The sequence below is a fragment of the Shewanella decolorationis genome, from assembly GCF_004354305.1.
Classification (GTDB): domain Bacteria; phylum Pseudomonadota; class Gammaproteobacteria; order Enterobacterales; family Shewanellaceae; genus Shewanella; species Shewanella decolorationis.
In genome coordinates this window covers 1,721,199-1,740,110 of sequence record NZ_CP037898.1, presented here as the reverse complement: position 1 = coordinate 1,740,110, position 18,912 = coordinate 1,721,199, and the positions used below count along the sequence as shown (strand labels likewise).

At 48.3% G+C, this 18,912-nt stretch carries 18 protein-coding genes; 11 read left to right on the top strand and 7 right to left on the bottom strand.

Features of this window, described 5'->3' with window-relative positions:
• Window positions 1-124: 124 nt before the first annotated feature.
• Window positions 125-1,279 (top strand): porin, encoded by a 1,155-nt coding sequence (locus tag EYR25_RS08030; RefSeq protein WP_133179200.1) that lies wholly within the window; start codon window positions 125-127, stop codon window positions 1,277-1,279.
• Window positions 1,280-1,482: 203 nt separating this feature from the next.
• Here the strand turns inward: EYR25_RS08030 and EYR25_RS08025 are convergent, their stop codons facing one another.
• Window positions 1,483-3,828, bottom strand: coding sequence for a YgiQ family radical SAM protein (locus EYR25_RS08025; RefSeq protein ID WP_133179198.1), 2,346 nt, complete (start codon window positions 3,826-3,828; stop codon window positions 1,483-1,485).
• A gap of 212 nt (window positions 3,829-4,040) precedes the next feature.
• Complete coding sequence (locus tag EYR25_RS08020; protein ID WP_086904098.1) at window positions 4,041-4,439, bottom strand: MAPEG family protein; 399 nt, start codon at window positions 4,437-4,439, stop codon at window positions 4,041-4,043.
• Window positions 4,440-4,595: 156 nt separating this feature from the next.
• Here EYR25_RS08020 and EYR25_RS08015 point away from each other — a divergent pair, with 156 nt between their 5' ends.
• The 4 genes from EYR25_RS08015 (at window position 4,596) to EYR25_RS08000 (ending at window position 8,503) form a co-directional block, all read left to right on the top strand.
• Window positions 4,596-5,816, top strand: a complete 1,221-nt coding sequence (locus tag EYR25_RS08015; RefSeq protein WP_011718608.1) for a threonine/serine exporter family protein — start codon at window positions 4,596-4,598, stop codon at window positions 5,814-5,816.
• A 175-nt stretch (window positions 5,817-5,991) separates the two neighbouring features.
• Window positions 5,992-7,632: a BamA/TamA family outer membrane protein gene (locus EYR25_RS08010; protein ID WP_133179196.1), complete on the top strand. Its 1,641-nt coding sequence runs from the start codon at window positions 5,992-5,994 to the stop codon at window positions 7,630-7,632.
• Between the two features lie 104 nt (window positions 7,633-7,736).
• Window positions 7,737-8,009, top strand: coding sequence for a type II toxin-antitoxin system TacA family antitoxin (locus tag EYR25_RS08005; protein WP_133179194.1), 273 nt, complete (start codon window positions 7,737-7,739; stop codon window positions 8,007-8,009).
• The gene (locus EYR25_RS08000; protein ID WP_133179192.1) at window positions 8,006-8,503 is read left to right on the top strand and encodes a GNAT family N-acetyltransferase; all 498 of its coding nucleotides are present in this window, start codon (window positions 8,006-8,008) and stop codon (window positions 8,501-8,503) included. Before EYR25_RS08005 ends, EYR25_RS08000 begins: the two co-directional genes overlap by 4 nt.
• 248 nt (window positions 8,504-8,751) lie before the next feature.
• Here the strand turns inward: EYR25_RS08000 and EYR25_RS07995 are convergent, their stop codons facing one another.
• Window positions 8,752-9,363 (bottom strand): TetR/AcrR family transcriptional regulator, encoded by a 612-nt coding sequence (locus tag EYR25_RS07995; protein ID WP_023265987.1) that lies wholly within the window; start codon window positions 9,361-9,363, stop codon window positions 8,752-8,754.
• Window positions 9,364-9,516: 153 nt separating this feature from the next.
• On the opposite strand from EYR25_RS07995, the gene EYR25_RS07990 reads away from it, so the two are divergent.
• From EYR25_RS07990 to EYR25_RS07975, 4 genes are all read left to right on the top strand, one after another.
• A complete protein-coding gene (locus tag EYR25_RS07990; RefSeq protein WP_133179190.1) occupies window positions 9,517-10,587 on the top strand; it encodes an MBL fold metallo-hydrolase in 1,071 nt (356 codons plus the stop codon).
• A 190-nt stretch (window positions 10,588-10,777) separates the two neighbouring features.
• Window positions 10,778-11,479, top strand: coding sequence for a CHAP domain-containing protein (locus tag EYR25_RS07985; RefSeq protein WP_133179188.1), 702 nt, complete (start codon window positions 10,778-10,780; stop codon window positions 11,477-11,479).
• A 17-nt stretch (window positions 11,480-11,496) separates the two neighbouring features.
• Window positions 11,497-12,078 (top strand): hypothetical protein, encoded by a 582-nt coding sequence (locus EYR25_RS07980; RefSeq protein ID WP_133179186.1) that lies wholly within the window; start codon window positions 11,497-11,499, stop codon window positions 12,076-12,078.
• A 21-nt stretch (window positions 12,079-12,099) separates the two neighbouring features.
• Window positions 12,100-12,612, top strand: coding sequence for a M23 family metallopeptidase (locus EYR25_RS07975; RefSeq protein ID WP_133179184.1), 513 nt, complete (start codon window positions 12,100-12,102; stop codon window positions 12,610-12,612).
• A gap of 26 nt (window positions 12,613-12,638) precedes the next feature.
• Here EYR25_RS07975 and EYR25_RS07970 read toward each other — a convergent pair whose 3' ends face one another.
• Entirely contained in the window at window positions 12,639-12,830 is a 192-nt protein-coding gene (locus EYR25_RS07970; protein WP_023265982.1) for a DUF2986 domain-containing protein, read from the bottom strand.
• Window positions 12,831-13,132: 302 nt separating this feature from the next.
• On the opposite strand from EYR25_RS07970, the gene EYR25_RS07965 reads away from it, so the two are divergent.
• Window positions 13,133-15,307, top strand: a complete 2,175-nt coding sequence (locus tag EYR25_RS07965; protein WP_133179181.1) for a TonB-dependent receptor — start codon at window positions 13,133-13,135, stop codon at window positions 15,305-15,307.
• A 71-nt stretch (window positions 15,308-15,378) separates the two neighbouring features.
• Here the strand turns inward: EYR25_RS07965 and EYR25_RS07960 are convergent, their stop codons facing one another.
• Entirely contained in the window at window positions 15,379-15,546 is a 168-nt protein-coding gene (locus EYR25_RS07960; RefSeq protein ID WP_133179179.1) for a YqaE/Pmp3 family membrane protein, read from the bottom strand.
• A 199-nt stretch (window positions 15,547-15,745) separates the two neighbouring features.
• Here EYR25_RS07960 and EYR25_RS07955 point away from each other — a divergent pair, with 199 nt between their 5' ends.
• Window positions 15,746-16,927 (top strand): GGDEF domain-containing protein, encoded by a 1,182-nt coding sequence (locus EYR25_RS07955; protein WP_133179177.1) that lies wholly within the window; start codon window positions 15,746-15,748, stop codon window positions 16,925-16,927.
• Here the strand turns inward: EYR25_RS07955 and EYR25_RS07950 are convergent.
• Window positions 16,924-17,610 (bottom strand): TIGR01621 family pseudouridine synthase, encoded by a 687-nt coding sequence (locus EYR25_RS07950; protein ID WP_023265979.1) that lies wholly within the window; start codon window positions 17,608-17,610, stop codon window positions 16,924-16,926. The genes EYR25_RS07955 and EYR25_RS07950 overlap by 4 nt on opposite strands.
• Window positions 17,611-17,642: 32 nt before the next feature.
• Window positions 17,643-18,899 carry a sensor histidine kinase gene (locus tag EYR25_RS07945; protein WP_023265978.1) on the bottom strand — a complete coding sequence of 419 codons (1,257 nt, stop codon included), beginning with the start codon at window positions 18,897-18,899 and terminating at the stop codon, window positions 17,643-17,645.
• Window positions 18,900-18,912 lie beyond the last annotated feature (13 nt).

The window sequence follows — 18,912 nt, the reverse complement described above, 5'->3', positions numbered from 1 at the left end:
GCACGTCTCCCCTGCAATTCTCACCCATTACTAGATAAGAAACATAAAACCAATCCGTCTTCAGGGACCTTAAGCCACAGTGCCTAAGGTCCCCAGACAAAACTTGCCTAATTTCGGTGGAACTATGAAAAAAACATGGATCGCGTTAATGCTACCTATGCTGTTGGCCGCCACCAGCAGCCAAGCGGTTGAACTCTATAACGATCAAAAAAACTCATTAGATTTAAGTGGTTGGTTAGGCTTCGCGGCACTTAACGACAGCCACGATACCTCAGTAATTGATGACTCCTCCCGAGTACGATTTAGCTTTGAACGCAGCGAGAGAAATGGCTGGACCGCCTTTGCCACCACGGAATGGGGCATCAACATGGTGTCCAGCGATGACAGTTTAGTGATGCAAGGTGGCAAACTGGCCGCCGAAAAAACCGAAGACTTCCTCTACAACCGTTTAGGTTATGTCGGTATGTCCCACGATAAATGGGGTAGCCTCAGCTTTGGTAAACAATGGGGCGCTTACTACGATGTCGCAGGCACCACGGATTTACCGAACGTCTTCGCCGGATATAGTGTCGGCGCCTACGCCTTTAGCGATGGCGGTTTAACCGGAACAGGCCGCGCCGACTCCGCCTTTATTTACCGCAATAATTTTGGCCCAGTGCAAATTGCCCTGCAATACGCCGCCAAAACCAATGGTGATGTCACCTTGAAAAACGATGACGGCAGCGAGATGGCTAACTCTGAACTCGATTTCGACAGCAGTTACGGTGCCAGCCTGACCTACTCACTCACCGACAAATTTAAACTGCTCGCTGGCTTTAACCGTGGCGACTTTGAAGGCCACCTAGGTAATACGCAAGTCGATGAAACCAACGAAATCGTCGGTATCGGCGCCATGTATGGTGACTATTACCACTATGCCGATAACCGCGAAGCCAGTGGTCTCTACGTCGGCTTTAACGCCCATCAGAGTAAGAACAATGAGCTGGTCGGCGGCGACCTCTACGATGCCACTGGTGCCGAGTTGATGACGGCCTACCAATTCGATAATGGCTTTGTGCCCATGATTGTCCTCAGCTATTTGGACTTAGATACAGATGCGAGCACGCCCATCCAAGGCAAATGGACCCGCCAATTCGCCATGCTTGGCCTGCACTACCGTTACAGTAACGACACTGTGATGTTTGCCGAAATGAAGTTAGATTTCAGTGACATGGATGATCCAGCACTCGAAGCGCAAGAAGATAATGGCTTTGCGGTAGGGATTAACTACTTCTTTTAGGAATGGAAAGTCTTCATCAGGCTCTCCCGTACATTGAGGGATAGTGGCTCACGTTCCTCATATCCGTGGGCCCATTTGAGACTGAGGTGCGGCGCACGTTCCGTCTACAAACGCTCGCCACACACTCATTGGATGGTACCGCTGGTTTACCATCATCTCTGCGCCACTCCAAATAGGTTTACTGGAGTGGCTTTTTTTCGCCGTTACTTAGCGTGCTGACGGCCTGAAGAGGCTTTGTTTCCGCGGCCTTGGTGCCCAGCTTTACCCTGCTCAGATTTTCCCTTAAAGCCAGACTGACCAAAAGGTGCCTTAGCCCCCGGACGGCTGCTCTTAGGCTGCTGATTTTGCGCTGCATTCGCACCAGACTTGGGTCCTTTAGGCTTGCTTGCGCTCGGTTTGCCCTTGGCATCGCCTTTGCCTTTACGCTCATCAAACTGATTACCCGAGAAGCGTGTCAGGGCTTTTTGCCCTTGGTTAGCATCCTTCATCCATTTCGGGCCTCGTTCGTTGCGCCCTTCTGGTGGAACGAGATGATTCGGACTGTTACCAATCAAATCTTCACGTCCCATGGCAATCAAGCCTTCACGGATAATCGGCCAACCTGCTGGATCATGGTAACGCAGCAGCGCCTTATGTAGGCGGCGTTGGCGGCCTTTCTTCGGCACTGGCACCACTTCACTGCTGTGCTTGACGTTTTTCAACGAGTTCAACTCAGTGTGATAAATGGTCGTCGCGTTTGCCATTGGCGATGGATAGAAGTTTTGTACTTGGTCGAGCTTAAACTTACGCTCCTTCAGCCAGAGCGCGAGGTTTAACATATCCTCGTCGGTCGTGCCCGGATGCGCCGAAATAAAATAAGGGATCAGGAACTGCTCTTTACCCGCTTCCTTAGAAAACTTATCAAACAGCTCTTTAAACTTTTCATAGGCGCCCATGCCGGGTTTCATCATCTTGCTGAGCGGCCCTTCTTCGGTATGCTCAGGGGCGATTTTCAAATAGCCGCCCACATGGTGCTGGACCAACTCTTTGACATAGGCAGGATCTTCAATCGCTAAGTCGTAACGCACACCCGAAGCAATCAAGATTTTCTTAATGCCGGGCACAGCACGAGCCGCGCGGTACAAGTCGATAGTATGTTTATGGTCTGTGCCTAAATGGCCGCAAATCGATGGATAGACACAGGATAAACGGCGACAGGTTTTCTCCGCTTTCTCACTGGTACAGCCGAGGCGATACATGTTAGCGGTGGGGCCACCTAAGTCGGAAATCACCCCAGTAAAACCGGGCACCTTATCCTGAATATCTTTGATTTCTTTGATAATTGATTCTTGTGAACGGCTCTGGATAATTCGGCCTTCATGCTCGGTAATCGAGCAGAATGAACAGCCGCCAAAGCAACCGCGCATGATGTTGATCGATGTTTTGATCATGTCATAGGCGGGGATTTTTTCCTTACCGTAGGCAGGATGCGGCACCCTTTTATAGGGTAAATCGAACACGGCATCCATCTCGTCGGTATTGAGCGGCCAAGCAGGTGGGTTCACCCACACGCCACGGTCACCGTGGGGCTGGAACAGCGCTCGCGCGCACCCCGGGTTTTGCTCTTGGTGCAAAATCCGCGAGGCATGGGCGTATAAATATTTGTCCTCAGAGACCTTTTCAAAGGCAGGCAACAGCACATAGGTTTTATCCCAAGGCTTAGGGCGTGGCGGCTGCACACTGATAGGCTTTGGCGCATCGTTATCGAAAATTTTAACATCCGATGGGCCTGATAAATTGGCGCAGCCCACATCGTCGGCGCCATAGGGGTTCGGGATAGGATCGATCTTATGCAGCTGGTCGATCTTACGAGAATCCATACCTCGCCACTCTGGCATAGGCTCTTTACGGATAACCGCTGTGCCGCGCACATCCTGAATATCCCCAATGGCTTCACCCGCCGCTAAACGACGCGCCACTTCAGCCAGCGGACGCTCGGCGTTGCCGTACATCAAGATGTCGGCCTTGGCATCGAAAATCACGCTGCGACGAACTTTGTCCGACCAATAATCGTAGTGGGCGATACGTCGCAGACTCGCCTCGATGCCGCCAATGATCACTGGCACATCTTTAAAGGCTTCTTTACAACGTTGGGTATAAACGGTCACGGCGCGGTCGGGTCGCTTACCGCCCACATCGCCGGGAGTATAGGCATCATCGCTACGAATACGGCGATCAGCGGTGTAACGGTTGATCATCGAATCCATGTTGCCGGCGGTGACACCAAAAAATAGATTCGGGCGACCAAGCTGCATAAAGGCATCTTTGCTAGACCAATCGGGCTGAGAAATAATCCCGACGCGGTAGCCTTGGGCTTCTAACATCCGGCCAATGACCGCCATGCCAAAGCTTGGGTGATCCACATAGGCGTCACCAGTGACAATAATAATGTCACAGCTGTCCCAGCCTAATTTCTCCATCTCCTTGCGAGACATAGGTAAAAAAGGCGCAGTGCCAAAGCACTCGGCCCAATACTTGGGATGGCTAAACAGTGTGGATTCAACTTGCATCGATTTTGACCCAAAAGCGTAATGTCAAACAAAGGTGCAGGCAAAAACGGGCCGCACCGATTTAGGGACGCGGAGTATAGCAGGCAAACAGGGATAAGTGCGATTAAAAAAACAGCAGCCGAGGTGTTTTTAGGGGTATTTGCACCAATGTACTCAATACCCCTAAAGTGGCTAGGGATATGGCTTAGACGGCCATTACCCTATCTCAGTGGTTATAAACTTTGGGCAAAATGCACTAAGTTGACCAAGGCTAGGCTGATAGTCACTAACCATGTGAGCAACACGCCCCAAAAACGGCCCAAATGATAACCGCCTTTCCCCTGAGTTAACCCTATTGCATGGAGCAAGCGTGCCACAATCCACACAGTACCAAAACAATGCAAATAGAAATGCGCCAAACCACCCGCCTCGGCCACCAACATTAAAATCAATACGATGGGCGCATTCTCAATCAGATTCGCATGCACCCTGCCAGCCAGCGCCAAGGCATTGTTACCGCCATCGCCAATCCCGATTTTTTGGCTTCGTCTTAATTTCACCACTCGATAAGCCAGCGCTATTATCAACAACCCAGTCAAGCTGGCGTAAAACCCTGTTACCATCAACGGCATAGCGATTCCCTTTTTGATTAACATAACCGCGGCATTTGCCGCAAAAATTCAGCAATTTATTTGTATTAAGCTTAAAAGCCATTAACCTTTTAGCGACAAGATAGGTTAATATGCGCGCGTGATCTCTTACAACTTTTTATACAGTGAATAGCCCGATTGGATAACGAACAGTTTCTCGAAAAGCGTAAATTTATCATTAAGCTAGGCAAGGCTTTACATAAGTTCGGCACTCCCGCTTACCGTCTTGAAACCCATTTGCAAACCGTCTCACGGACGCTCGGAATCGAAGGTTATTTTTTAATCTCGCCGACCTCCATGACCTTCGTATTACAACACGATACCGATCAAGAATATAACCATGTTGCGCGGGTTAAACCTGGCGAATTGGATTTAGGCTCCCTCGCTCGCACCGATGAACTAGTGGATGAGCTCACCTCGGGCAAACGCACACTCACCGAAGCCTTAGACAGGCTAGAGGAAATCGCCAACAAACCCAACCCCTACGGCCCAGCATTAACCTGTTTCTCCTTTGGCACCTCGGCGGCCGCCTTTGCCATGTTGATGGGCACAGGGTGGAATGATGTCTTTTGGTCGGGCTTGTTAGGCTTGCTGGTCTATGGCTTTGTGTACCGCGCCGAGCGCTCGACGCGCATGGCAGAAGTGTTAGAGCCCTTTGCAACTATCGTCTGCGCGATTGCCGCCTGCGCCATTGCCCGCATCGACCCCAATATTAATATTCCGGTGGTGATCCTCTCCTCCATCATCATCTTTATTCCCGGCTTAGCCCTAACCTTAGGGTTGGCGGAACTGGCGGCACGCGACCTGATCTCGGGCACAGCGCGGATTATGGATGCCAGTATGTTGTTGTTTAAGTTGTATTTTGGTGCTGTGCTGGGGATGGCAATAGGTAAAGCCTTCTTCGGTGAAGCCATTCATATAGAGCCTGAGGGCTTACCACGCTGGGCGATTTGGTCGGCGGTACCGATTCTCTCGATGGCACTGGTGTTTATCTTTAAGGCGCGGATGCAAGATTCACCTTGGGGCGTACTAGCGGGGATAGTGGCATTCTTCTCCGCCATGTTAGGCGGGCACTTTTTTGGGGATTCTGTGGGGATCTTCTTCGGCGCCTTGGCGGTAGGAGTGTATTCCAATCTCTTCGCCCGTTGGATGAAGGCGCCCGCCTCAATTGCACTGCTGCAAGGTATTGTGATTTTAGTGCCCGGCAGTAAAACCTACATAGGGCTGAACGCGCTGATCTCCGGCGAAACTATGCTTAACCAATCCCATATTGGATCGCAGATCTTTTTGATCTTTATGTCGCTTATCGCCGGACTGATTTTTGCCAACGTCGTGGTACCACCAAGACGTACGCTATAACATCCCCTCTCTCAGGGCTGGCGCCAACTCCAGCCCGATTCTTAAATTAACCTTAAGTAAAATCATAATCTTATTAAAATGTTTCCTTGACTAATCGCCACTTCCCGTGTGTTATTAAATTGTGAAGCACAGCAGAATCTTAAGCTGTCGCCATCCAGTTTACGGGAGTGGTTTTATGCAGAAGTTTACCCTGTATGCATCGATTCTACCTTGTTGCCTCTGTGGTCTAGTCAACCTAGCCAGAGCGGATGAGGCCGTGCCCAAAACGGCAACCGCTGAGACCCCGAAAAAGGTTAGTAAGATTGTGGTTGTCAGTAACCCTATCTTCGATGAGTCCGATCCTGATGCGTTTTTTATCCACCGCTGGGCAAACTATCTGCATATCAATACTAAGGAATATGTGGTTCGCGACAAACTGACCTTTAGTGAAAACGATACTGTCACCCAAAAAGATCTCGATGAATCCCAACGTCTGCTGCGCGCCGAACCTTATATTCGTGATGCTAAAATTTATGTGAGTGAGAAGGATCCCGATGCAGATGCCAATCCCGATGACGAGTCAGTCGTTATTGAGACTTGGGATAATTGGTCGCTACTCCCAACGGCGAGTTTTAGTAGTTCTGGCGGTGACACTCGTTATTCCTTTGGCGTGAAAGAAGATAACCTTTTAGGTACAGGTATCCGTACCCGCTTAAAGTATCAGTCAAATGAATCCCGTACTGGTTATAAATTTGCCTTCGAGGCTCCCCTCAGCATTATCGATCACGGCATTGTCGCCGCCGAGTTTTACGATAATAGCGACGGCCAAGCAAAGCATGTATATGTGAGTAAGCCATTCTATTCATTGAATACAGAGACCATGTATTCGGCAGAGTTTTTGGATGATAGCCGTACCGATATCTTGCGGCAGAACGGCCAAGAGGTGAACGAGTTTGCCCACACTGTTGATTATCTCAATTTGCAATATGGCTGGTTACTCAACAGAAGCAACGACAATCTGTCTCGCTTTATTGCTGGCTTTACCCAAGACAAGCACGAGTTTGCCAATTCTGATGTTTACCCCACATCAGAGCTACCGCAGGGTAGGGACTTTATGTATCCGTGGGTCGCCTATGAATTTATTCAGGATGACTTTCAGGTACTCAATAATGTGCATCTTATTCGTAATAACGAAGACTTTAACTTAGGTTGGCACCACTATATTCAACTCGGTATCGAAACCAATGATATCGGCGACAATCAGCCCGTGGGTTACCACTTTAAATGGCAAACTACCCGTGGTTATAAATTTGATGAGCATTTATGGTTGCTCGAAATGGGTGCCACCAGCACCTTAGGCACCACTCAAAAAGATACCTATCAAGCCAATGTTCAGGCCGAGTACTTCTATCAAATCAATCCTAAATGGATAGCCTATGGCAAGGCGTGGGCGAGTGTATCGAATAATACTTACCTCGACCTCACTAAAGGGCTGGGCGATGAAACCGGGGTACGCGGTTATCCCAACGAATATCAACAGGGCGATAACCAATGGTTACTCACCGCCGAAATCCGTAATTATCCCAATATCAACCTATACCAATTAGCCGAACTCGGCTGGGCGGTTTTTGCAGATGTAGGCCAAGCCTCAGGCGGCCCGTTAGCGGCTAATAACGAGGCCAGCGGCCCGCTTGCCAGTATTGGTATAGGCGCACGAATTTATTCCTCCCGCTCCAGTTACGGCAACGTCGCCCATATCGATTTTTCAGTACCTTACACAGGAGGGGATTCAGTCAACAGCTGGGAATGGCGCTTCTTAGTCAAACAAAGCTTTTAAGTGGTTGGGTTAGTTAGTGTGCCAAAGTGACACAAGGATTGCGCATTGAACACTTTGCCACCATAATACCCATGTGACGGTTTGACACAACAGGAGATAAAAATATGGCAACGACTTTGCCTCGCATCACCGCAAGAGTTGATGTCGATACTCAAGATTTACTCACAAAGGCTGCTGCTATCGCTGGTATGTCCAGTATTAACTCATTTGTTTTGAATGCAGCAATCGAAAAAGCAAAACAAGTGATTGAGCGTGAACAAACTCTAAAGCTAAACCAAGCTGATGCGGTATTGCTGATGGAAGCGCTCGATAAGCCAGCGGTAGTCAATACCAAACTCAAATTGGCATCAGAGCGTTATGAGCGTAAAACCCAATAATGAACACGGTACTTCTCGACAAAGACAAGCACGATAGGAACCGTTTCAATTGTGGCACCGACGCCCTCAATAATTACTTTAAAGTCATGGCGAGTCAGCAAGCCAAGAAAGACAACACCAGAACCTTCGTTTTGGAAGATGATAATAACAACGCCCATATCATTGGCTTTTACACCCTAACGATGACCCCGATTGATTTGAAGGCATTGCCTGAGAAGTTACAGAAGAAACACCAATCTTCAACCTCTGGTGGTCTTATTGCTCGTTTAGCTGTTGATGACAGATATAAAGGAAAAGGTTTTGGCGAGTGGCTGCTTATTGATGCACTCCGAAAACTATTAGCTGCCAGTGACAGCGTAGCGTTCCCCTTTGTTATCGTTGATGCCAAAGACGGTGCCAAACACTTCTATGAACGCTATGGATTTCAAGCGTTTCAAGATGCTGAAAACAAACTCTTTATAACTATTGCAAATATCAGGGCAAGTTTAGGCTAATCGACCAGGGCGTGAAGTGCATGGCCAATGATGTTCCATACATCATACTGACATTTTCTATTTCGCTAGGGATCAGCAGCACGAGAACAACCATACCTAGATTACGCAACAAACACCAATGCCCTGCCGCTCTCCGAGGAGATGGCGTATTCCTTTGACGCTAGTGTTATTACCCGAGTTTTTAAGGAAGAAAAGATATGCCTGTCCGATCTTTTTACTTAAGTATTGTTTATTGAAGCAAGCGAAATCTACGCACGGTACATGGCGAGAAACATACGAATATTGGCATCGATAATATCTTGTTGGTACTCCTCATGGCTTTTCATATGGAACAACTTAGGCCAAAAGGCGAATGCCTTAAACATGCCCCAAAATTGAGTAGCTGCCAGTGGGATATTATCGATTTTTAATGCCTTATGGGCCACGGCTCCGGCAAGCCACGCCTCTAATCCACCTTCTTGCTTAGCTAATCGTTCCATGGCTTCAGTCGCTTGAACCGGTGAGCGAATAAACTCGGCCATCACTACCCTTGCCACGCGCAGGAAATCCGGTTGCTGATACAACTCCCAGCAGCGGCGCGCAATCTGTTGCAATTGAGACTCAAGGCTCTGCTCGGGATTGAATGCCAAGGTGGCCGCTTCCTTGGTGCGCGCCCACAGGTCACTTGTTGTCGCCTCGAATAACACTTCTTTGCTGGGGAAATGATTGTAAACGGTACGCTTGGAGACATTGGCACGCTGGGCAATTCTATCCATGCTGGCGCCGGCAAAACCATTGACCATAAATTCTTCCTGTGACGCGTCGAGGATCGCCAAACGCTTCTGTTGGGAATGTGTCAGTTTTACTGCTTTTTCTACCATTGCGGTACACCATCAAAATATTTGCCGATATTTTACACTATTGAGTTTACTTTTGCACAACCGCGAGTAAACTACACTGTGTAGTTTACTTTTATCAAACTTACAATGCGACTTAAAATCACCTTGGCCCTACTGCTACTCGGGAGCGTTATTATGACCTTAGATCCCAATATCATTGAAATTAGCCCGTCAGAGGGTCAGCGCTTTCGTAATGAAGCACCAAACACTCAAAGTGGTGACGGTAATTTACCAGCCATTTTATGGCGTTATGTCACTGAACGCATTCCCGATAAGAGCCCAAACCAGCCGCTACCGATTCAGCCAATGCAGCTGGCAGCAACGGCTGATGACACTCCTATGCTGTATAAAATCAGCCACTCGACCGTGCTGTTACAGCTCAATGGTCAGTATTGGTTGACCGATCCTGTGTTTTCAAAGCGAGCCTCACCCAGCCAATGGTTTGGTCCAAAACGTTTCCATACTCTGCCGATTGAGCTCGAAAACATTCCGGCGCTCGCTGGGATTATCTTGTCCCACGATCATTATGACCACTTAGACAAGCAGAGCGTGTTAGCTCTCGCCGCGCGCACTCAGAAGTTTATTGTGCCACTGGGCGTCGATAAGCATCTTATTGGTTGGGGCATTCCTAAGGAAAAAATTGTCGCCCTCAACTGGTGGCAAGCAACCGAACACCAAGGTGTGCGCTTTACCGCCACCCCTGCGCAACATTTTTCGGGCCGTGGACTTAGGGATAAGAATCAAACCCTGTGGGCTTCTTGGGCGATTCATTCCCCTGAACTAAATATCTTTTTCAGTGGCGACTCAGGGTATTTTAATGGCTTTAAAAAAATTGGCGATAAACTTGGCCCCTTCGACCTCACCTTAGTCGAAACTGGCGCCTACGATGAGATGTGGGCCGATATCCATATGCAACCTGAGCAATCGCTACGAGCGCATTTAGATCTTCAAGGTCAATACCTTATCCCAATCCACAACAGCAGTTTCGACCTAGCGCTGCACAGTTGGTATGAACCCTTAGAGCGGATTGCCGCTGCAGCGAAGGCCTATGCCGTACCCCTGCTGACCCCTGAGTTTGGCCAAGGGATTAACCTCAATGAGTTAGCCCACAGCCCTGCGCTCAATCAAGGGTGGTGGAAGTCATACTTGCCCAAAGACAGGCCCGAGTTTGAAGTGGTTCCAGTCAAACTCGCCTCCAACAAATAGTCATAGCCGATGCCTCCTTAAGCGGTGCTTAACTATTGCGCCGCTAAGGATCTCCCCACCAATAGCCCAACGAAAGTATTAAGCTCCCAGCAAACCGCCAGTTCGCCTAGACGTTTTTAGCGACAACAGCATACAATCCGACTTTGTATCCTGCTGAATCAATTTATCTTTTGAGAATGTAGAACTAAAGATGCTGAAGGGTTTTCGTTTATTGCTACTCACAGTGAGCCTAGTCTGCGGCCTTGGTTATCTCGGCTACTACGGGCTGACTCGTTATAACTTAAATACCGACTACCAAGTGGGTGATGTGCTCGACTCGCTCAATGGCGTCGAAATTTTTTATAACGGCGGCGTCAACACTAACGAGGGGCGCAACCTCTCCCTCGACGGCTATAACCTAGGTATCAAATACCAGTGTGTAGAGTTCGTTAAACGTTACTTTTACCTGCGTTATCAGCATAAAATGCCCGACAGTTTCGGTCACGCTAAAGACTTCTTCAATGACCTGTTGCCTGATGCGAGCTGGAATGAAAAACGCGCCCTGCGGCAATATACCAATGGCAGCCAAAGCAAGCCGATGACCGATGACTTACTGGTATTCGCGCCATGGATTTTTAACCCTTATGGCCATGTCGCCATTATCGCCAAGGTCACAGAAACCAGTATCGAAATTGCCCAGCAAAACCCCGGCCCCTTTGCGCCGTCACGGGAGATTTTCCCCTTAGTGCAACGCGACGGCCTGTGGTATATCAATGCGCCACGTACCAAGGGCTGGTTACGCTGGGAAGCTCCCGCGGCCATGATTATGGAGGGAAGCATGGAAGGATGTGTTAAGAAGAATGTGGCGTCGAAAATCCAAGTTAACCAACCAGCGGCTTCCCTTAACCTATGAATGTCAGAGAGGTAAATATGGCTATTCTCGACTGGTTAAAGAACCTGTTAAGTCCTAAAGCAAAGCCACAATCACAGGCTACTGATCCCCAAATGATTTTTAGCGAAACACTAGCGCCAAGCCTGTCTTTGTCTTGCCAACAAGTTTATCCCATCGTCACCCCCGCGATGCAGCCCGATCTCGCCGCCTATCAAATCCATTGTTTGTTGAACAAGCAAGATAAACAACGACTCGATGCCTTACTCAGCGACACAGGATTTGAGCCAGAAGCCAGTTGCGATGCGGTATATAGTGGCGTCTTGCACCATGCCCAAAGGCCAAGCCATGTTTTTCTACATCAATATGCTGATTTTGCAGGAGTCTGTGTACTACTGATCAGCAACGATGCCGAGCTATTGTCACAACTTATCACCTTTAAAGCCGCACCACCTGCACCGTGGGAAAGCTTTCCCGATGTCGATCCTGATTCACTCGGCAGTCTGCAGGGCAATATTGAGTTTTGGTGCGATACGTTTTGGCGGCCTTACTGGTTATCACTCAGTGAGGCCGAGCGCAGTCAGTATCCCGCTAATTGGCGCGAATTCAGTGAGTTTCACTAACAGATTTATACCGAGGTCAAAATGAAGCTCAAATTTATCACGCTCGCCATGCTGCTTTTTATTCTTGCAGGGTGCCTAGTGCCAGAACAGCCCGTCATCCCAGTCAAAGGCGCTAGCAATAAGGACTGGAATAGCCAAACCTTTTGGTATGAACCCTGGGGCAGTTCAGGCACCCACAAAGGCATTGATATTTTTGCCGCGGCCAATACGCCCGTGATCGCACCAACGCCCTTGTTACTTTTGTATAAGGGGGAGTTTTTTAAGGGCGGTAAGGTTATCGTGGGACTCGGCCCTAAATGGCAAATTCACTATTTTGCCCACCTCGATAACATAGATACATCGACAGGTTTATTTGCGGGGCGCGGAGATGTGCTCGGTACCGTCGGCACAACGGGGAACGCCCAAGGCAAACCACCCCATTTGCACTATTCCATTGTCAGCCTATTGCCTAGACCTTGGCTGATAGACACCTCAACCCAAGGATATAAGAAGGCGTTTTACTTAAATCCAATCGACTATTTAGACCCTAAGTAATAGACCCTAGGTAAAGGGTTGGTCGGTTAAGCATTCTCGTTAGCGACGAGCTCTGCGGATTGTTCAATGGGCTGCGTCATCTCGGTTTCTGCCGCGATGGCCTGCGCCGCACGCTCAGCTTTAGAAACATATTTAGGCTTATTGCTGCTATGCAACTTGGCATTGGCCTTTTTCGCCTTCTGCTTAAGCGTTTGATTAATTTTCTTTTTACGGTTCATATGGGCACCAAGGCGAGAAAAAGGCCGCCATTATAATCTTCCTTCGACTCGGCAACAAATCGGAGGCTCAGCCTACAAACAAACCATCAAGCTAAATACACCTATTTGTAATGCGAATCACAACCCCTAAAAATTGCCACTTTTCCTACGCATTTTATTTACAACTCGACTAGACAAGCCCAATTCACTCCCTTAAAATCGGCAGCAATAAAAATCGTTATCATTTGCAATGTTGTTTAACGGAATAGTCTGATGCCAAGGATACGGTGAAGCAAACTCACTCGCCCTTAGCAGGAAGTTATATGACGTTCAAAACCTCGTTTGTTGCCCTCGCCGTATTTGCCGCCCTCACCCAATCCGCAGCGGCTCAAGAAGCTCCTGATACGGGAACGAATAAGAATAAAGACATCGAAAAAATCACTGTCACTGCGAGCCGCATGGATAAATCGCCAAGCTCTATTCCCAATACAGTGACCATTATCGACCGTGTGCAACTCGAAGAGCAGTTCCGCACCACTAAAGATTTATCGACCATTATCGGTAACTTAGCGCCAAGCTTTTCACCCAGCCGCCAGAAGATGAGCAACACGGGCGAAACCCTGCGTGGCCGTCCGCCATTAATCATGATCGATGGTGTGCCTCAATCCAACCCGCTGCGTAGCGGTGGCCGCTCAGGGCAAACAATCGACCCTGCGATGATCGAGCGTATCGAAATTATCCACGGCGCCAATGCGATGCACGGCTTAGGCGCGCAGGGCGGGATCATCAACTACATCACCAAAAAACCCACGGGTGATAACCAGCACGTGGTTAGCTTCGATGCCACTGTGCCCGATTCGCTCAAATCTAACGGTGTAAGTTTTGGTGCCAGCTATGCGTTTTCGGGCGAATCCGAACTGATCGATATGTTGGGTTCGGTGAGCTATCGCAATAACGGCGTGTACTACGATGCCAACCACGATGTGATTGGGGTGGACACCACTCAAGGCGAGTCTATGGACAGCCAGAGCAAAGACTTCTTTATCAAACTCGGACACAACTTTGCCGAATCGCGCTTAGAGTTGATGGTTAACCACTACAACATGGATAACAATGGCGACTGGATGGCTGTGCCTGGCGATAAAGCCAACGGTATCCCAACAAGTGGAGTGGAAGAAAAGCAACCCTGGGAAGCGGCCAACAACCTAGTCACCACAACTAGCCTCACCTACACCCACGAGAACATTGCCGGTCAACAACTTAGCATGCAGTTGTTTAACCAGGACTTCCAAGCCGTATACGGTGGAGGGTGTTTCGATAGTTTTTACGATCCTTCCTTTGAAGGTAGTGATCAAGTTGTGCAATGTGGGGTTAACAGCAAGGGCGAACACTTATACTACGAGCAATCGCGCAACTCTTCGGTTAAATGGGGACTAAAAACCTCCTTAATCGCTAAAAACATTGCCGATATGGGTATCGATGCCGCCTATGGTATTGACCTGTTCCGCGATACAACCGAGCAAGATTTGGTTAAAACGGGTTTCTCTTGGGTGCCTGAAAGTACCTATGATAACTTCGCGCCCTACCTGCAGTTAGACTATGATTTAATTAAAGATTTAACTTTATCCGCCGGCGTTCGTTATGAACATGCCAAACTGAGTGTGGATGACTATAAAACCCTCTATGGTGCAGGCAATAAGCAAATTGCAGGGGGCGACGCTACCTTCGATGAAACCTTATTCAATGTTGGCGTATCCTATAAAATCACGCCGGATATTCGCATCTACACTAGCTACAACCAAGGTTTTGGCATGCCAGACATTGGCCGTATTCTACGTGACGGAAAAAGTTTCCCTGGCGCCAACCCAAGCATTAGTGATTCCTTAGCGTTAACACCAATCGTAACGGACAACGTTGAGTTAGGGGCTGATTACCAAGGTGAATTCTTGAGCGCAAAAATATCGTACTACCGCTCGGCAACGGATTACGGTGCCCGTTTAGCCCTAAATAGCGACGGCTTTTACGATGTAAAACGTGAGAAGAGTGTGATTGACGGTATCGAAGCTAATATCACCGCTTATCTGACAAGCAATGACGATCTGGGCATGAATCTGGCGATTCAACGGGGTGAATACGATGTCAATGGTGATAATAAAGTTGATACCGATCTCGATGGTGCAAACATTTCACCGAATCGTATTAACCTGTTCTGGACCCATAACTTCGATAATGAAATGTCGACACGTGTTCAAGCAAACTACTTTATGGACCGTGATTTTGAAAATGCCACAGGTGCAAAATATGCCGAGTTTGATGGTTACACTACTGTCGATGCGTCATTCTCTATGCCGCTCTACACTGGCAGTTTAACCTTAGGCGTACAAAACCTGTTTAATAAGGATTATTTCAACTACTACTCACAAACCATGGGTACAAATGATCGTTATTTCAAAGGTATGGGCCGCACAGCTACTATCGGCTATACAGTGGCATTCTAATTAGCGCGATTGTTTACCGTAAAACAAGCGCAACCATCTAGGTTGCGCTTTTTATTGGCTCATTGAAAGTGCTATTCCTTAGTGACTACCCATAAGGCATGGAGCAAACCAGGAAACCAGAAAAATAAACACAGTACGATATTAATTAATAAATCTTTGCCAGCGCCCGCTTTTAGAAATACCGCAACGGGTGGCAAGAGAATCGCAATAATAACTAAGAGTAATTTATTTGTATCCATGGCTGGCCATCCTTTAATGCACAAATGATTAAATAAGTTAACGATGCTAACTTCGCAGTTAGTCCCTGTGTTTGCAACTTTTTCATCAATATTTGATTGAGTTAAAGCACTTATACATCTTTAACTACTGCAAACTAACGCACTTTTCGACCTAAACTTAGAAAGCCATCTATAGTTAAAGGAAAATTGAACGCGCACTATGGCCTTTGATCCCCAAGCACTGCTCTTAATTAAATTCATTTGTCTGCTGACAGGTACGGCAGCGGTAGCGTGGGGATTAATCGCCCAACCATTAAAGATTGCCACATTAGCCAGTATGCGGTTTTCCCTCGCCAATATTTGTGTTCTCATTGGCATAATACTCAACGCTCAACGAACAGAATCAAATAGTTATCTCTATTGGTTTTGCGCAGATATCACAATTTTACTTGGATTTATTATGCTGCGTTGGGGGACACAATACTTGTTTCGATTGCAGCACAGCACTCGGTTTGACCTCACAATACTTGCGATTACTGCTGCACTCATGTTGATGGTTCCGCCAAACTATCACTCGGAGCCTATACTCGCCATGCTGTTTTCAGCAAACGCAGCACTGTCTTTTGTCATGTTAACAAGGGACAACTACAGCGCGATTAGGAAAGACACGGGTAACAAGGTCGCAGCAGCTATGGTGATGCCATTAATCGCAATGGTCGCCATCTTCATTATTAGGTTTTTTATTGCACTGTTTTCCCCTAATGAAGCCCAGATATTTATCGCCATGTACACCTCAGAAGCCGTGCCAGTGCTTTGGTTTTATGTTTTCCTCGCCCTACTCATAAATATTGTGATGATTGGCAACGCAATGACTCGTCTTGTTAGCAAAATCAGGATATTAGCCGAAAAGGATCAGCTTACGGGCTTGTGGAATCGACGTGCGATGCAAAAAAGGCTTACGACAATTCACCAGCGTTGGCACAAAAATAATGAGCCTTACAGCGTGATTTTGCTCGACCTCGATCACTTCAAGCAAATTAATGACCAATATGGGCATGATGTCGGTGACCTTGCACTACTCACAGCAGCAAGATTGTTTAGTACCGTATTACGTCAGCATGACGTCCTATGCCGCCATGGTGGAGAAGAGTTTTTGGTTTTACTTCCAGCAACAAACGCTCCCGCCGCAAGGATTGTGGCCGATAAACTACATAGAGTATTAAGGGAAAATCCTATTAGTTGGCAGGAGCAAAAAGTCCAACTCTGTGCGAGTGTTGGTTATGCAACGATTTACCGAGGGTGCCAGCCTGACAAACTCTTGATAGAAGCTGACCATGCCATGTATCGCGCTAAATCAGAGGGCAGAGACAGGATCTGCCAAGCCCTAACACCACAAGCCTAACGCTCTGGCCAGTCTAATGACTCGGGGTCTTGCCACTGCTTAAGCGCCTCTATCACGCCCTCAATGCTAAAGACCTCACCCTGCTGCGGGATATCAAAATACTCATAATCATGCCAACTGCCATCCTCATATTGATAGCGGAAATGTAGACAATAGGCGTGCAGATAACAGCGGTCGGCGACATCTGAGCCATAGAGGGCATCACCTAAAATCGGCACACCAAGGCTTGCGAGGGCAACCCGTAACTGATGGGTTTTACCCGAGAGGGGCTTGAGTAAATAAAGCCTAAGCCCATCGCCAACACTGGTGGAGAAAAATTGGGTAATCGCGGGATTTTCTTTGGTTCTTAACAACTTAAACATACTGCGGCGGGATTTGGCCATATCGCCAATCACCCAGCCTTGTTTCTTTTTCGGCTTGCCTTTGGCGAGCGCAAGATAGTATTTCTGCACTTTATGGGCGCTAAAAAGCTCAGTCAACTGCCGCGCCGCCGCAGGATGTTTGGCTAACAGTAACAGCCCAGAGGTTGGCGTATCGAGCCGATGCACGGCAAAGAGTTTTATCCCTAAATCCTGCTCCAGCTGCGCAACGACACCCGCAGTGCCATCTTGGCTGTGAAAATGCACATTCGGCGATTTAGAAATAACAAGAAAATCAGCCTCATCGGCTATGATTCGGTACATGGGGTTCTCAACAGTGTCACGCGGATATTAGCCTAAAACTGAATGGTCACTACAAGGCCGGGATGATTATCCGAAAGAGTAATTTGCGCATTGTGCCGCGATAGAATCGCTTTGACCATAGATAATCCTAAACCCGTGCCCTGCAAATGGCGGCTTGGGTCGAGGCGAACTAAACGTTCAAATACTCTTTCTTTGCTGTCATCGGGGATCCCAGGGCCGTTATCGCAAATCTTAATTTGGGCGCCGGATTGAATAATATCGATGCGAGCGCCTTGGCCTGAGTACTTCATCGCATTGTCGACCAAGTTATATAAGGCTTGGAACAACAAATACTTGTCACCATGAATCTTATGATCCGATAACAGCGACAGACTCAAGGTTTGCTCATTCGACTCGGCGACCGCGTCGGCCATGTCCAACAAATCGGTACATAGCTGCGCCAAACTCAGCTCCTGCAAGTCTAAGGTTTGCTGCCCTTCCTCGATGCGTGTCAGCGAGAGCATAGCATCGAAGGTCGCAAGACAGTGGTCGAGCTCTTCGGTCAAAATCGCGCAACCTTCGCTGATTTCATCGGGGGATTTGGCCGCCAACTCCTCAAGACCAATGCGAATATGCGATAGAGGCGTGCGCAAGTCGTGGGCAATATTATCGGTCACCCCGCGCACCGCCATCAGGTTATTCTCAAGAATATCCAGCACGTTATTAAACTGCAGCGCCAACATATCGAACTCGTCCTGACGCCAACTGAGCGGCAGACGGGTGTCGTAATGCCCCCGCTCAATTTGCTCACTCAAGCGGTTGTACTGCACTAAGCGGCGCAAAATCGCCTTAGAAAACAAATAGCCCAGCGCCAAGGTTAACACTATGGTCAACATCACAGCCGTGGCCGCCGCACTGATAAACTTATCGATCAAGGTAGCTAAGTTATCGGTACGGGTCGCGATGAGCACAGGGCCATAGCGGGTCATCACTAACCCGCCGGTGAGGATATGCAGCTTATCAGGGCCGCCAGTTAAAATCGGGAAATCCCGGGTTTGCGGCAGCATGGGCATGCCTTCAGGCATAAAGCTTAAGGCACCAACCATGTCATAACTGTTGCGCCAGGCGATGAGCGCCGTCTGCGGATCGGCGGCACGAATTTGCGCCGCAAAACTGCGGCGATCAACTGTAAGCGCAAGCTGCTGATAGCGTTGGGTTTCCGACTCGAGATACTGAGTCACTTGGTACTGCTGTTCGATAATGAGCTGCCGATAAAGGGCAAACAGCAAAGCGCCTATGATCACCGTCACTAAGGTCGAGAAG

Bases quoted from the DNA above. Each gene is read 5' to 3' on its own strand.
- EYR25_RS07950 (WP_023265979.1), bottom strand. From the start codon at position 17,610: ATGTACCGAATCATAGCCGATGAGGCTGATTTTCTTGTTATTTCTAAA.
- EYR25_RS08025 (WP_133179198.1), bottom strand. From the start codon at position 3,828: ATGCAAGTTGAATCCACACTGTTTAGCCATCCCAAGTATTGGGCCGAG.
- EYR25_RS07985 (WP_133179188.1), top strand. From the start codon at position 10,778: ATGCTGAAGGGTTTTCGTTTATTGCTACTCACAGTGAGCCTAGTCTGC.
- EYR25_RS07955 (WP_133179177.1), top strand. From the start codon at position 15,746: ATGGCCTTTGATCCCCAAGCACTGCTCTTAATTAAATTCATTTGTCTG.
- EYR25_RS07965 (WP_133179181.1), top strand. From the start codon at position 13,133: ATGACGTTCAAAACCTCGTTTGTTGCCCTCGCCGTATTTGCCGCCCTC.
- EYR25_RS07975 (WP_133179184.1), top strand. From the start codon at position 12,100: ATGAAGCTCAAATTTATCACGCTCGCCATGCTGCTTTTTATTCTTGCA.
- EYR25_RS07990 (WP_133179190.1), top strand. From the start codon at position 9,517: ATGACCTTAGATCCCAATATCATTGAAATTAGCCCGTCAGAGGGTCAG.
- EYR25_RS08030 (WP_133179200.1), top strand. From the start codon at position 125: ATGAAAAAAACATGGATCGCGTTAATGCTACCTATGCTGTTGGCCGCC.
- EYR25_RS08005 (WP_133179194.1), top strand. From the start codon at position 7,737: ATGGCAACGACTTTGCCTCGCATCACCGCAAGAGTTGATGTCGATACT.
- EYR25_RS07995 (WP_023265987.1), bottom strand. From the start codon at position 9,363: ATGGTAGAAAAAGCAGTAAAACTGACACATTCCCAACAGAAGCGTTTG.
- EYR25_RS08020 (WP_086904098.1), bottom strand. From the start codon at position 4,439: ATGCCGTTGATGGTAACAGGGTTTTACGCCAGCTTGACTGGGTTGTTG.
- EYR25_RS07980 (WP_133179186.1), top strand. From the start codon at position 11,497: ATGGCTATTCTCGACTGGTTAAAGAACCTGTTAAGTCCTAAAGCAAAG.
- EYR25_RS07970 (WP_023265982.1), bottom strand. From the start codon at position 12,830: ATGAACCGTAAAAAGAAAATTAATCAAACGCTTAAGCAGAAGGCGAAA.
- EYR25_RS08010 (WP_133179196.1), top strand. From the start codon at position 5,992: ATGCAGAAGTTTACCCTGTATGCATCGATTCTACCTTGTTGCCTCTGT.
- EYR25_RS07960 (WP_133179179.1), bottom strand. From the start codon at position 15,546: ATGGATACAAATAAATTACTCTTAGTTATTATTGCGATTCTCTTGCCA.